This window comes from Haloferax elongans ATCC BAA-1513, assembly GCF_000336755.1.
GTDB lineage: Archaea > Halobacteriota > Halobacteria > Halobacteriales > Haloferacaceae > Haloferax > Haloferax elongans.
Genome location: NZ_AOLK01000022.1, coordinates 247407 through 261983, shown reverse-complemented (window position 1 = coordinate 261983; position 14577 = coordinate 247407). Strand labels below are relative to the sequence as shown.

At 63.2% G+C, this 14577-nt stretch carries 10 protein-coding genes; 6 read left to right on the top strand and 4 right to left on the bottom strand.

Features of this window, described 5'->3' with window-relative positions; translation table 11 throughout:
• The first annotated feature begins 102 nt into the window (after window positions 1-102).
• Window positions 103-1587, top strand: a complete 1485-nt coding sequence (larC, locus tag C453_RS15800) for a nickel pincer cofactor biosynthesis protein LarC (RefSeq protein WP_008325983.1) — start codon at window positions 103-105, stop codon at window positions 1585-1587.
• An 18-nt stretch (window positions 1588-1605) separates the two neighbouring features.
• On the opposite strand, the gene C453_RS15795 is transcribed toward larC, so the two are convergent.
• The 3 genes from C453_RS15795 to C453_RS15785 all read right to left on the bottom strand — a co-directional run bounded on the left by C453_RS15795 (window position 1606) and on the right by C453_RS15785 (window position 3862).
• Window positions 1606-2025, bottom strand: a complete 420-nt coding sequence (locus tag C453_RS15795) for a VOC family protein (RefSeq protein ID WP_008325982.1) — start codon at window positions 2023-2025, stop codon at window positions 1606-1608.
• Window positions 2026-2071: 46 nt separating this feature from the next.
• The gene (locus C453_RS15790) at window positions 2072-2995 is read right to left on the bottom strand and encodes an alpha/beta fold hydrolase (protein ID WP_008325980.1); all 924 of its coding nucleotides are present in this window, start codon (window positions 2993-2995) and stop codon (window positions 2072-2074) included.
• Between the two features lie 135 nt (window positions 2996-3130).
• On the bottom strand, window positions 3131-3862 hold the full coding sequence (locus tag C453_RS15785; protein ID WP_008325979.1) for a hypothetical protein: 732 nt from the start codon (window positions 3860-3862) through the stop codon (window positions 3131-3133).
• Between the two features lie 96 nt (window positions 3863-3958).
• Between C453_RS15785 and radB the strand changes: the two genes are divergently transcribed.
• A complete protein-coding gene (gene radB / locus C453_RS15780; protein WP_049907745.1) occupies window positions 3959-4648 on the top strand; it encodes a DNA repair and recombination protein RadB in 690 nt (229 codons plus the stop codon).
• Window positions 4649-4722: 74 nt separating this feature from the next.
• On the opposite strand, the gene C453_RS15775 is transcribed toward radB, so the two are convergent.
• Entirely contained in the window at window positions 4723-5865 is a 1143-nt protein-coding gene (locus tag C453_RS15775; protein WP_008325977.1) for a CBS domain-containing protein, read from the bottom strand.
• A 470-nt stretch (window positions 5866-6335) separates the two neighbouring features.
• Between C453_RS15775 and C453_RS15770 the strand changes: the two genes are divergently transcribed.
• The 4 genes from C453_RS15770 to C453_RS20535 are packed head-to-tail and all read left to right on the top strand — an operon-like array spanning window position 6336 to window position 14548.
• Complete coding sequence (locus C453_RS15770; RefSeq protein WP_008325976.1) at window positions 6336-8426, top strand: type II/IV secretion system ATPase subunit; 2091 nt, start codon at window positions 6336-6338, stop codon at window positions 8424-8426.
• On the top strand, window positions 8416-10548 hold the full coding sequence (locus C453_RS15765; RefSeq protein ID WP_193788075.1) for a type II secretion system F family protein: 2133 nt from the start codon (window positions 8416-8418) through the stop codon (window positions 10546-10548). Before C453_RS15770 ends, C453_RS15765 begins: the two co-directional genes overlap by 11 nt.
• 4 nt (window positions 10549-10552) lie before the next feature.
• Entirely contained in the window at window positions 10553-12760 is a 2208-nt protein-coding gene (locus C453_RS15760) for a hypothetical protein (RefSeq protein WP_008325974.1), read from the top strand.
• A gap of 3 nt (window positions 12761-12763) precedes the next feature.
• Window positions 12764-14548, top strand: coding sequence for a DUF7289 family protein (locus tag C453_RS20535; protein WP_008325973.1), 1785 nt, complete (start codon window positions 12764-12766; stop codon window positions 14546-14548).
• The last annotated feature ends 29 nt before the right edge of the window (window positions 14549-14577 follow it).

Genomic DNA, 14577 nt, shown 5'->3' with positions numbered 1-14577 from the left:
CTACCAGACCCTACGGCAGGTGGCTACTAATCCCTACCGACTAAACACCCCCCGGCCGCGACGATGCCGGGCGTTTTTACCCTTCGACAGCAACGAATTGGTATGCGACTGCTCGCGTTCGACGGCCGGATGGGTGCCAGCGGCGACATGCTTCTCGGTACGCTCGTCGCCGCCGGTGCCGACCCGGACGTCCTCTCCCCCGTCGAGGACGACCTCGACGTCTCCTACCGCATCCGTACCGTCGATAAAAACGGCATCTCGGCGACCAAAGTCGACGTGCTTCTCGCCGAGACCGACGGCGGCGACCCGCGTGGCGAAGGCCACGGCGCGGACGAATACGGGCACAAATCCGATTCAGACGCCGATGCCGACGAGGTCGCTGACGTCGATGCTGACGACGACGCTACCGACCACGACTCACGTCGTGAGCATCGCCTCCGTGGCAGTCTGGCCAGTGGGAGCGACCACGGGCACAGTCACTCCGACCACGGGCACAGACACTCCCACGAGGACGGACACACCCACGGACATTCGCACGACCACGGTGACGACGGCCACAGCCACCACCACGACCACACCCATGCCGAGGGGCACGGCCCACACCGGACCTACCCCGAAGTCGTCGAACTCGTCGAATCGATGGACCTGCCGGACTCGGTCATCGAGGACGCGACCGCTATCTTCCGCATCCTCGGCGAGGCCGAGGCCGAGGTCCACGGCACCGACCTCGAAGCGACCCACTTCCACGAGGTCGGCGCGGACGACGCCATCGCCGACGTGGTCGGAACGTGTCTCCTCCTCGATGACCTCGACGTCGAGCGCGTCGTGACCGGCCCCATCTCGGTCGGTGGCGGCGAGACGACGATGAGCCACGGTACCTACCCGATTCCCGCGCCCGCGGTTCTCAACGTCGTCGAACAGGCCGACTGGTCCATCCGCGGCGGGCCGGTCGAGGCCGAACTGCTCACCCCGACGGGGGCGGCAATCCTCGCGCACGTCGCCGAGGGCGTCGAGACGCTCCCCTCGATTTCGGTCGAGTCGTCGGGCTACGGCGCTGGCGGGTGGGACTTCCCCGACCACCCGAACGTCCTCCGTGCGCTCGTCGGCGACGGCGGCTCACGACTCGTCCGAGACGACATCTCTGTCCTGGAGACCAACCTCGACGACGTCGAACCCGAGGTTCTCGGGAGCCTCCAAGAGACGCTGAAAGACGCGGGCGCACGTGACGTAACCATCCTGCCGACGACGATGAAGAAGTCCCGACCGGGTCATCTCGTGAAGGTCATCGTCAAACCCGACGACGTCGAGCGCGTCGCCTACCGCCTCGCGGTCGAAACGGGAACCCTCGGAATCAGAGAACACGGCGCGGGCCACCGCTGGACGGCACGCCGCGAGTTCGAGACGGCGTCGCTGGATATCGACGGCGACACCTACGAGGTCGCGGTCAAAATCGCAAGCGACGTCGATGGCGATGTCTACGACCGCAGCGCCGAGTACGACGACGCGCTCGCGGTGGCGAAAGAGACGGGCCTCGCAGTTCGGGAAGTCATGCGCCGGGCGGTCGATGCGGTCGTCGAGAACGACTGACTGCACCGATTCGGCTGTTCAGTCGTCGGTGAGTTTCGGATACGCGACTTCCCACAGGTGGCCGTCCGGGTCGGCGAAGTACCCGGAATAGCCGCCCCAAAACACCTCTTGTGCGGGCTTGACGATTTCTCCGCCCGCGGCTTCGGCCGTTTCGAGAGCGGCGTCGACGTCCGATTTCTCGGAGACGTTGTGGGCAATCGTGACGCCCGAGAAGTCGCGTTCTGCTGGGGAGGAGACGGCCTCTGGCGGGACGGTCGCATCCTCGGCGAGTGCGTCCCACGGGTAGAGCGCGAGCCACGTCCCGTCGAGTGTGAAGAACGCGATGTCACTGTCGGGGTCGCGGTCGCGCAGGGGAAATCCGAGACCGTCGCGGTAGAAGCGAATCGACTCGTCGAGGTCCGACACGCCGAGCGTCACGACCGTTATGTTCGGGTCCATTCAGAAGCGGTTGCTCGGTGCGGTGATAAACACAGCGCGGGCGACTTCACAACGTTTCGAGGAAGTCCCGAACCAGCGGCACGAGGTCGGGGCCAAACTCCTCTTGGACGTAGTGGCCGACCCCGTGGAGTCGGACCGACGAGGAGTTCGCGAACAGCCCCTCGAACGTTCGAAGTTCGGCCGGACGGAACGCCATGTCTTCCATCCCCCAGATGATTCGCGCGGGGAGGAACGCGATGCGCTCGCGGCGTTCCCACAGCGACGAGAGCCACGCGGTCGAATCGAGAATCGCCTTCGGAAACACTGCTGTTGCGGTTCTGTCGCCGCGGTTCGCCATGCGGTACTGCTTGCGTGCCGCCGCCGAGAGCTTCGAGCGGTCGGCGAACCCCATCGGCATCATCACCCGTGTAAAGAGGTCGAACCGTTCGATGAGTTCGCGTCCGAGGCGACTTCCGAGGAGCGACGAGAAGCGACTGAAATGCGTCTCCTCGTTCACGGGCCACATCCACGTGTTCATCACGACGAGTCCGCGGACGTTGTCGGGGCGCTCGATGGCGTACGAGAGACCGATTGGGCCGCCCCAGTCTTGGACGACGAGGACGACGTCTTCGAGTCCGAGTTCGTGGATGAACTCCTCGACGACAGCAGCCTGGGCTTCGGGCTGGTACGAAAAGTCGTCGGGGCGGTCCGACAGTCCGAACCCGAGGTAGTCGAGTGCGACACACCGGTACTCGTCGCGCAGGCCGCGAATCAGGTGTCGGTAGAGAAACGACCACGTCGGGTTCCCGTGGAGCATGAGTAGCGTCGCCTCCCCGCCGTCGTCCGGTCCCTCATCGACGAAGTGAACTGCACCGGCCGAGAGACCGAGACACTTCGATTCGAACGGGTAGGCGTGTCTGTCGACCCACTCTGTTCCGTCGTGGACTGACGAGAGCGACTCGTCGAGTGCGCTCGGGCTGACGGATGTCATAGGCTGGAGATACGCGCCGAACCCGTATAAGCCCGAACCTCAAAACACGCGAATTCGGGAGTTAGACGCGGACTAATCGGAACAATTCGGGACGAAACGAGTGGTTGAACTGCCAGCGTGACACCGGCGACCGACTCACGTTTCACGCTCGCGGTGTTCGTCCAGTGCCTCCTCGACACTCAACTCGCCGCCAGCGACGCGGCGGGCCAGTTCGTCGTCTATCGTCCGGTTGTCACTGGAGCGCTCGCGGGACTTGGATTTGATGCGCTGGAGTTCGCCGTCGGTCGGTTCTATCTCGCGGGAGTCGATTCGCTCACCGTCTATGCGTGCGATGTTGACCGCGGCGAGCACGTCACCCATCCCGCGCGCACCGGAGCCGAGATAGGGGGTCGTTCCGGTCTCGTCGACGAGTTCGACCGGGACGTCGTCGAGGTCGTTGATGATTTTCGCACCCTGGAGGCGCGCGCCGTCGCCAATTCGGACCAGCGGGTCGACGGCGTCGTCCGTCTCGCTTCGGATGACATCGACGGCGTCTGCGAGCGGGACGTGGAACGCCGCGACGACAGTCTCGCCCGAGAGGACGGCGATTCCGGGTCTCGTTCCCGGGTCGACGCCGACGACGATTCGCCCGCCGCCGCCGCGGAGTGTTGCGAGTGCCTCGTCGACTGCGCGGCGAGCGTCGTCACCGGTCGCGGTCACTCGCGAGCAGTCGGTTTCGACCTCGTCGTCGGGGCTGGTGATGACGACTTCGGCGCGGTCCGGCAGGGGGTCACCCGGCTCGACGGTGGTGAAGGTGACCCCGCGACTTCGGAGTTCGGCCACGGCTTCGTGGTAGAGTTCGAAGTCCGCGGTGGCGACGACTATCACGCTGAGAGCTTCGTGACCGAGCGGATAAAACGTATCGCGATTTCACACCCCACCCGGACCGAGGACTTTTTCGGTCGGTGGCGCACACCTTCCGTCGTGACAGAGCCAGTCTCCACCGGGTGTAAACCCCTCGACGACCTGCTCGACGGCGGCTTCGAGCGCGGGACGGTCACGCAAGTCTACGGCCCGCCAGCGGCCGGAAAGACGAACGTCGCCCTCTCGGCAGCCGTTCGCGTCGCCGCCGAGGGTGGAACCGTCGTCTACATCGACACCGAGGGACTGTCGGTCGACCGGTTCCAACAACTCGCCGAAGCGGTCGCCCCCGGCGACGTGGAGGCCGTGACATCGCGACTGATGATAAGCGAGGCGTACGACTTCGAAGACCAAGAGCAAGCCGTTCGCGACGCCAGTGAGTTCGCCGAGCAGGCTGACCTCATCGTCGTCGACTCCGCGACGGGCTTTTATCGCCTCGAACGCGCCGGTGAGGGCGACGGCGGCGAAACGCTTCGCCGCGTCGCCCGACAGGTCACGCACCTCCTCTCGATTGCGCGCAAACACGACATCGCGGTCGTCCTCACGAATCAGGTGTACTCCGACCCCGAATCCGACCGCACGCGGGCACTCGGCGGCCACACCCTCGAACACTGGACGGGAACGGTGCTCCGTCTCGACCGCTTCCGGGGCGGCAACCGCCGGGCGACGCTAGAGAAACACCGCGCGAAGCCCGCCGGGGAGAAAGCAGCATTCAAAATCACCGACCGCGGACTGGCCGGGACTGAGTTTTAGCGACGCTGTTTGGATTCGATCTCAAAAAAGCGTTCGAGCGCGGTTCGGTGCGTTTGGACGGCGTCGTCGCCGAGTTACAGTTCGTTGAGCTTCCGCAGGAGTTGGCCGCGGTAGCGCTCGTCTGCTTCGAAGCCCTTCACTTCGAGGACGTTGCGTTCGAGCTTGTCGAGCGCGACGTGGAACGCGTGTTCGGCACCGTAGCCTTCGCCGCTTCCTGCCAGTTGGCCGTGACTCGTGCGGAGTCGAATCTGGCACTGGATGAGGGGCGTGCCGCGGAGTTTCTCCTTGTGTTCGTGGAAGCGCACGTGGGCGTGGTGGACGTTCATCCGCTGGTACTTGTCCGCCACCTGCGTGATGGCCGAGATGATATCGCCGCGCTGGAGCGTCTCCAGCAGGTCGATGTTCGTCACCTGGACGTCCATCTGTTCTTCTTCGGTGTAGGTGAGCGCGCGGAGCACGTCGGTCTTGGTCAGGACGCCGAGGACCTCGCCGTCGTCTTCTTCGGGCGTGACGACCAGTCCGGCGATGTCCTGTTCGAGCATCCGGGCGACCGCATCACGGACGCTCTCGTCGGGCGTCGCCGTGAGCGCCGGACTCGTCATCAGGTCGTAGACCGGTAGGTCGAGCATCCGGTCGGTGTCGCCGCGGCGGTCCTGCTTGCCCTGTCGACCCTCGTCGCGAACCATGAACTCGACGAGGTCGTAGGTGGTCAGAACGCCGGTGAGGCGCTCGTCCCGGTCGATGACCGGCAGGCGCGAGATACCGTGTTCGCGGAGCCGGTTGATAGCCTGTCCGAGGTGGTCGCGCTCGCCGATGGTCACGACGTCGCTCGTGAAGATTTGCTCGACAGTCAGCGTGTCGAGATTTTCGAGGACCGCTTCGAGGATGCCGTCCTGGGTGATGATGCCGTACTGCTTTTCACCCTCGTAGACGGGAGCGACCTTCGTGTCGCCCTCGACGAGCATCCGAGCGACCTCTCGCACGTTCTCGTGCCGGTCGAGTTTCGGAACGGGCTTCATCAGCGCCGAGGCCTTCGTATTGTCCTCGACGTGCGAGTTGATGAGTTGCTTCTCACCAATCACGCCCGCGTATTCGCCGCCCTCGCCAACGATGACGCCCTTAGGGTTCTCGCGCTCGAAGATTGCGCGGACCTTGCCTAATCGCTCGTTGGCATCGACCTCGACGAAATCAGGAGTGGCGATATCAGCAATATCCATAATACACGTTGATATAGGACCCATCCTCTCTTGAAACTTCGTCCCATTTTTACCCCACAAGAAACGTCGAAATCGCAAGGCCTCGGAGGGGTAGAACCCGCGAATTCGAACGATAGACGCCCCAATGACTGTGTTTAACATTGTCATGGCTCGAGGCAACATGATTCTCTGAGTACATCACCGACCAGTGTCCCGGGCAGCGACGACAGGCAGCCCGAATAGCATCGACAATTACGGTGTGATGTCGTGCGTGCGAGGAGCGTAACAAATCGTTCTCATTCGACAGAAATTCCGTTCCCGTTCGACAGGAATCACGTGTTTGAACGCGTGCTCACTTCGTCGGGAGAGGCCGCAACCCACAAATCAGAAGATGGCCGAATTCGGGCAGTAGGTGTGACCTAACCTGCTGAATTCGAACCCGTAGCCGCCCCATACTTACAGGTATTCCTACCGTTCTCTTCTCCAAGACAATGACGGCTCCTGACACTAACCCGACGAACAACGAAGACGGTACCGAATCGGCCCGCACCGACGGTTCCGGCACGGAACTGGCCCCAACGACTGGGCCAGAGGAGATAACCGAGCGGGCGTCGGAGCTTCCTATCCCAGCGTCTGACCGAATCGAGTACGGATCGACCGAAAACGTCACCGAAGCGTTCAAACACGAAGACGAAGCCGAACGGCCGGAGACGCTTCGCGAGGCGGTCCTCAAGGAAGTCAAGGAGTACTTCTCGGGCATCGACCCCGAGACTGCCTTCGCGCCAGCGCCTCCCGAGGAGTTCATCGAGACGCAATTTTTCGACTTCTCGTTCCTCGAGGGTGCCGAAGACGTCGAACACTACTGGGTGAACAAACCCTTCGCGTTCGTCTCCATCCTCTACGACCCCGAACTCCGCGAACACCGGTACCACGTGAGCGAACCACAACTCGACACGTTCGAGAACTTCGTCCGCGACGACCTCACGAAGATTCTCCGCAACAGCCTCCTGTACCGTGACCTCGAAAACGAGGGCGAACGTGAGGAGGTGTTCGACGAAGAAGCCCGGGATATCATCTCCGAGCACGCCGCGACGGTCGAAGACGGCTCTCTCTGGAAGCTGTTCTACTACCTCCTCCGCGATTTCATCTACTACGGTCGTATCGACCCCGTGATGCGTGACCCGAGCATCGAAGACATCTCCTGTGATGGCGACGAGGTCCCGGTGTACGTCTTCCACGGCGTCTACCGCGACATGCCGACGAACGTCGTGTTCGACGACGGCGACCTCTCGTCGTTCACGATTCGCCTCGCGCAACGCGCGGGCAAACAGGTGACTGTCTCGGACCCACTCGTCGACGCCAGCCTCCCCGACGGGTCGCGCGTGCAGTTGACCCTCGGCTCTGACATCGCCACTCGCGGGTCGAACTTCACCATCCGGAAGTTCTCGGACGTGCCGCTGTCGCCGGTGGACCTCGTCCGGTGGAACACTTTCAGCGTCGAGCAGATGGCGTACTTCTGGCTCGCCATCGAGAACAACCGCTCTCTCATCTTCGCGGGCGGAACGGGGTCGGGTAAGACCACCTCGATGAACGCGGTGTCCTTCTTCGTCCCCGGCCACGCGAAAGTGGTCTCTATCGAGGACACCCGCGAAGTCACACTCCCCCACGAAAACTGGATTCAGTCGGTCACGCGCGACACCTTCACCGCCGACGGTCGCGGTGAAGTCTCGATGTACGCGCTCTTGCAGGCTGCCCTCCGGCAGCGTCCCGAATACCTCCTCGTGGGGGAAATCCGGACCGAAGAGCGCGTCGCCCTGACGTTCTTCCACGCCATCGCCACGGGCCACACCGCGTACACGACGTTCCACGCCGACTCCGCGGAGGGCGTGGTCCACCGGATGCAGAACGAACCGCTCGGAGTGCCCGAACAGATGCTGTCGGACCTCGACATCATCTCGGTCCAAAAGCAAATCTACCTCGACGGTGACCGAACCCGACGCAACGTCGGCGTCACGGAAATCGTCGATGCGGACGGAGAAGGGTCGGTCGACCTCCACAACGTGTTCCAGCGGAACCCGACGAACGACGCCCACGAGAAAGTCGCCGACTCCGAGGTGCTCGCTGGCATTGCTGCCGAACGCGGCTGGACCAAGGCCGACCTCGAGTACGAACTGGACATCCGCGCCGACGTCCTCCGGTACCTTGCCGCAGAAGGTATCGACGACTACCGCGACGTGGCTGCGATGATTCGCCGGTTCGAACGCGACCGCGAGGGTGTTCTCTCGCTCGTCTACGAAAACACGTCGCTCGCGACGGTCGAAGACGCAGACGAGGACTCGGCGGAGGAGTCCGACGACGACGCCGACGAACTCTCTACCGAGACGGAGGAACTTCTCGAAGACCTCTTCGACCTCCACATCGGCGACGCGGCTACCGGTGACGATGGCTCTGAGACCGACGACGACTCGGACTCCGAGATGCTATTCGGTGAACCGGACCCCGAGGTTGCGAACGGCGACCCAGATGCCACCGATGCTGGCACTGGGGACGTCGACGACGAGGAGGATGCCGATGAGCTCTGATACCGAGACTTCGGTCCCGCTGCCCGACTACGAGGTCGAGCAGTACTTCCCCCGAGAACACCTCGACGAGTCACCCGAAGAAGTCCGCCGACTCCGTGACCGATACGGATACATCCGGGCGTACTTCAAGCGCCACCCGTCTGGGCACCGCGACTTGCAGCGCTGGCTGAACCAGGCACGGGTGGGAACGACCTACGATATCTACCTCACTCAGTCTATCAAGCTGGCCCTCATTACGACGCTCGTCGGGGCTGTCCTCGGAGGCGTTGCGGCTGTGGTACTGGCCCGTCTGGGCATCCTCGCGAACGTCTCCAGTCCCCTGCGGCTCGGTCTCTCATCCGGACTCATCGCGCCGCTCCTCCAGTACAAAGTCGCCATCCTCGCGTGGGCACTCGTGCTCCTCGCAGGGCTTATCTTCGGAGGCGGGACCTACTACGCTCGATACTACATCCCGAAGAGCCGAGCCGAGATGCGCGGCCGGAGCATCGACATCCTGCTCCCGCACGCCATCGTCTACATGTACGCCCTGAGCCACGGTGGCATGAGCTTCCTCGAAGTCATTCGGTCTGTCGCTGAGGCAGACGACTACGGCGAGGTCTCCCGCGAGTTCGAGATGATTGCTCGCGACATGGAACTGTTCGGCAACGACCTGTTCACCGCACTCCGCAACTCTCGGAACCTCACGCCATCGCTCAACTTCGAGCAGTTCCTCGACGACTTGCTGTCGGTGCTCGACTCCGGCGGCGACGTCACCGCGTTCTTAGACCGCGAATCGTCAACCTACCTCGAAGAGGCCCGCGACGAACAAGAAGAGTTCATCGAGACGCTCTCGATGCTCTCGGAGGTGTTCGTCGCGGCGTTCGTCGCCGCGCCGCTCTTGCTCATCGTGACGCTGATGGTCATCAGCTTCCTCGGCGGCGACACGCTCGTCCAACTGTACGCGCTGAACTACCTCATCTTCCCACTCGGGATGGCGTTGTTCCTGCTCCTCGTCGACGTGCTGTCGGCCCCGTACACGCAGGACACGGTCGAAACCCAACACGACGTGACTGTCGTCGAAGAGATTCGAGACGCAATCAGCGACGCAGCCACGGTCATCCGCCGCGAGATAGAACGCACCCGAGCGGAACGCTGGGGTGACGGCAGCGCCGTCGCCTCCGACGGGGGAATCGTCGATGTTCGATACGACACGTACCGCCGCTCGAACGTGCTGTACACGCTCCGTGACCTCGTCGGCAACCCTGTCGACCTGATGAAGCGACAACCGTACCTCTCGGCTATCGTCACGGTCCCACTCGCGCTCGCAGCGCTGGTCGCAGTGCTCGTGCTCGGACTGGCGACGCCGACCCTCGACGCGATGCTCGCGAACCCCTACAACACCACCGTGTGGCTGGCTGTGGTGCCTTTCGGCATTGTCGCGGTCCCGCTCATGGTGTTCCACGAGATGCGCGTCCGTCGCGAGCGAAACCTCGAACGTCGGTTCCCGGACACGCTCAACCTGCTTTCGAGTGCCAACCAGATGGGTATCTCACTCGTCGAGTCGCTTGCGCTCGTCGCACGCTGGTCGAACGGTGCCCTCGCGGACGAACTCCGCGCACTCCGAAACGACATCCGGTGGAATCACGACGCACACGCCGCGCTCATGGCCTTCGCCAAGCGACTCGGCGTCCCGCAACTGTCGCGAGTCATCCGTCTCATCGCCAGTGGTGGCCGGACCAGCGGTGACCTCTCGCGCGTCCTCAGTGTCGCCGCCGAGGACACCCGCAACCGGTACAAACTGGAGAAGTCGCGGCGTCGCGCCATGGGGTCGTACATCGCCATCGTGGTCATCGGGTACTTCGTGTACCTGTTTGTCATCCTGATGCTCGGCGCGAGCTATCTCGCGCCGCTCGCCGAGATGACCGTCCCCGAGACGTCCGCCGCCAACGGACAGAGCCTCCCCATCGGCATCTCGTCGATTCCAATCAGCAGTTACCACATGGTGTTCCTCCACTCCGCGCTCATTCAGGCGATTGGCAGTGGGCTGCTCGCCGGAAAACTCGCCGACAACAGCGCCCTCAGCGGGCTGAAGTACGCACTCGGTCTCGCTGCGCTGGCGCTCGTCGCGTTCGCACTGGTGTAAGACAATGACTCGAAATACCCCCTCCAACAGACACGACCATTCGCCTCACAGGCACGACCAATCGTCACGCAGGAACAACGTCCGCGGATTCGTCGCGAACGTCGTTCGCGGCTGCTCGCACTTCCGAACCGACGACCGAGCGGCTTCGGCCGTCCTCGGGACGATGTTCGCCTTTGCGCTCGTCGTCTCGGTTGTCGCGATGGTCCAGGTCTCGGCGGTCCCCGCGTGGAACCAACAGACCGAATTCCAACACCTCACCGCGGTAGAATCCGACTTCGCCGCGTTCGACGAGAGCGTGTCGAAAGCGGTCGACAACCGCCAGACGCGTGCGACCATCGACGCCGGCGTCGACTACCCGACCCGCGCGCTGTTCCTGTCGCCTGCAGCCGGGTCCGGAAACCTCCGGACGACTGCCCCCGCGACAGCCCGAATCGACGGTGCGGTTGCGACCGGCGCCGCCAGCACCTACTGGGACGGCTCAGAACACGCGTTCGACACCCAGCAGTTCGTCTACCGTCCAGACTACCGCTACCTCCAGAGTGAACCCTCACTCGTTCACGAAGGAACCACGCAGTACACCGCCTACGCCGGGAGCGAAGTCGGCGCGACCCAGTCGCTCATCGACGGGACGAAGATTTCGCTCGTCTTCCTCGAAGGAAACATCGACACCTCGGCTGGCGATGCCCAGACGTTCAGCGTCGTCCCGCTGAGTGCGGGCACCGACTACATCACGGTCTCTGACACCGGAACGCCGATTACCATCTCCGTTCCGACCCGCCTCTCGGAATCGACGTGGCGGTCGATGCTGGCTACGGAACCCAACGTCCAGTCCATCACGTACACGAACGGAACCGACTACAACACGCTGACTGTCGAACTCGTGCCCGGAAAGACGTACGACCTCCAACTCTCGCGTGTGGGCATCGACACGGCCGGAGCGCTCCAAGAGCCTGCTTACATAGTAGACGTCGAGGGCGACGACGCCGTCGTCCCGCCGGGAGCGACTCACCGCGTCGTCGTCGAAGTGCGCGACGCGCAGAACAACCCCGTGCCGAACGCGACTGTCAAAGCGAGCACCGGATTGACTGCCGAAAGCGGCCGGGTCGCTGCCCGCGACACGGGAACCACCTCGACTGTCACCGACACTGACGGACGAGCCACGTTCGTCTACACCGCAACGAGCAGCATCGACGGCGTCGTCTCCGACCAGTTCGACGTCATCGTCGAGAACTCCTCCGGAGCCGAGGTCGACCGCGTGACGTTCGACGTGCAACTGCAACAAGGCGGTATCACCGACCCACTTCGCGGACTCGTCGCCGCCGTGGGTGACCCCGGATTCGCCTACGCGGACGTGGACGAAAACGGTGAGTTCAACGGCGCAGACTACCGCGTCAACGACACCGGAAGCGGTTCGGACGTGGTCTACGACGCCGGCACAGACCGACTCGTCGTGCCGCCGAGCGTCGGAACCATCGCCACCGACGGCGACGTGACACTGGAAGGCGAAGGCGTCTCACTCCACGTCGACGTGGTGACGACCGGTTCGAACAGCGAAATCACGGTCGACGCGCACTCCAAATCCGTGGAGGCTGTCGGCGTGGGACTCCTCTCGGTCAAAGGAAAGGACGTGGAGGTGACTGCAGGCGACGAAATCGACCTCTCTGGGGCCTCGATAAACCAGGGTGGCAAGGGTGACATCACTGTCACCGCCACCAACGACCTCGACCTCGACAACGCCGGTATCAGCTCTATCGAGTCGAACCGCGACATCACCGTCGAGTCGACGGCGGGCGTCATCAGCGCCCGAAGCGCCGACTTCAGCGGGAACGGTGACGTCAGCGTCATCGGTGAGAACGGTGTCGACCTGTCGGGTGCCGCAGTCTCGGGCGTCAAGGACAACCGCGGTATCTACATCGACTCTGCATCCGCTGGCATCAACCTCAACGGCGTGGTCATCCTCGGCGACGGAGGAACCGAAATCGACGCCGAGGCCAACATCTACGTCGTCGGGGCAAACATCGCATCCTCGAAGGGAAGCGCGAACAGCGACGTTACCCTGACGTCCCACACCGGAATGGTCAGCGGTCGCGAAGCAGCCATCTCCGCGAAGCGTGACGTCGTCATCACCGCCGCGACGCGCATCTCCCTGCCAAACTCCTCGATAGAGGACAAGGATAGTCCCGAACTGAACGCCCCGGTGGTGGAGGTCTGAGCCATGTCTCGATTCATCATCTCCGACCGCGGAACCTCCGAAATCCTCGGACTCGTCTTCGCGTTCGGACTCGTCGTGTCCGTCATCGCGATGGTCCAACTCGCGGGCGCGCCGGTCTGGACGGCCGGTGACGAAGCAGACCACAACGAACGCGTCTCGAACGACCTCGCGTCGCTCGACACTGAGATCTTCCGCGCGTCAGGCGTCGACTCCGGCGGCCGCGTCGCGGTCGACAGCGACATCACGTACCCCGAGCGGTATATCGTGGTGTCGCCGCCGGATAGCACCGGAACGTTCCGGGTCGACGATACGGACTCGGTCACCATCACGGGCGTGTCGGCCGTCGGACCGGAGTCGGTCTTCTGGAACGGGTCGGACCACACCTACACGACCAGTTCCATCGTCTACGTGCCTGAGTACGCCGAGCGCGACGAATCCAAGTTGATCATCGAAAGCGGCGTGTCGTATCTCAACGACGACGGAAACGCCGTCGTCAACCGCCAGTCGCTCGTCCGTGGCACCTCGGTCACGCTCGTCTTCTTCGAAGGCGACCTCGATGGACACACGACTGCCGGAGACACCGTCTCGGTCTCGCCAGTCTCGGTTCGCACCGAGTCGCTTTCGGTCTACAACGCCACCGACCCGGTTCGCATCTCGCTTCCGACGTCGCTATCGCAGGCGGAGTGGAACGACCTCATGGCAGACGAACCGCACGCACAGGTGGTCTCGTACACGCCGAGTGGTGACCACGCTATCGTCACTATCGAACTCGACGCAGGCGTTCGGTACGACTTCCGAATCGCCCGCCTCAGTGTTGGCGAAGCGATAGAGCCGAGTCCCGCTGCCTACGCGATTCCAGTCGAGGGTGAGAACGCAGCGGTTCCGACTGGCGGGTCTAAGACACTCGTCGTCCGGGCGTTCGACCGATACGGCGCCCCCGCCGCAGGTGCGACGGTGACCATCCAGTCACCTACGCCACTCGGTGGGACTGTCGCCCCAACTCACGGAACTACGGCTGTCGCCGACAAATCGGGGCGAATCCGGCTCTCGTACACGGCTCCGAGCAACGTCACCGATATTCAGTCTGACACTGTTACCGTCACGCTTGACGGCGCGAGCGGTCCCGGCGCGACGGTGACGATTCCGCTGGAAGTCCGCGGTGTTGGCGAAACGTACGATATCGGGGATGTCGGTCCAGACCCAGACCCAGACCCAGACCCAGACCCTGACCCAGACCCTGACCCAGACCCAGGCCCGGACCCAGGGCCAACGCCTGTGGATAAAGACGACTTCGACATAGACAACGGTGAAGTCGTGCCCTCGGTGGACTTCAGAGGAGAATTCGAACTCCTCGGAAGCGCGATTAAGAGCGGAAACTGGGATGTCCCCGTCGAAGTGACGTTCATCGTCGGGAATTCGACGCACTCGCCGTCAGAGTGGGAAAACGTCAACGATGGCGAAAAGCGGTCGTTCAATGCCACTGGGAGTGCCGACGAAGGAATACATGTCGTCGCAGCTACGGATTGGTACGTCACAGCGAACTCTTCGGAAGACCACGACCAGGTCAGAGTGCTCCGCGACGGTGACCCAGTCCCGGACATCAAGGGCTACAACGGTCAAAACGACGCCGAAGAGTTCGTCAAACCCTACATCAGCGACGACGGCGAGACGATGGAACTCGACGACAACCAGGCCATCTACCTGTTCGAACTCGGGACGAGAAACGAAAACAGCGGTGCGTACGACCTCCAAGACGCCGTCATCCTTGTGACGCTCTGGGAGGACTGACGCGACTCCCATCGCGTCCCTCTCGAAAC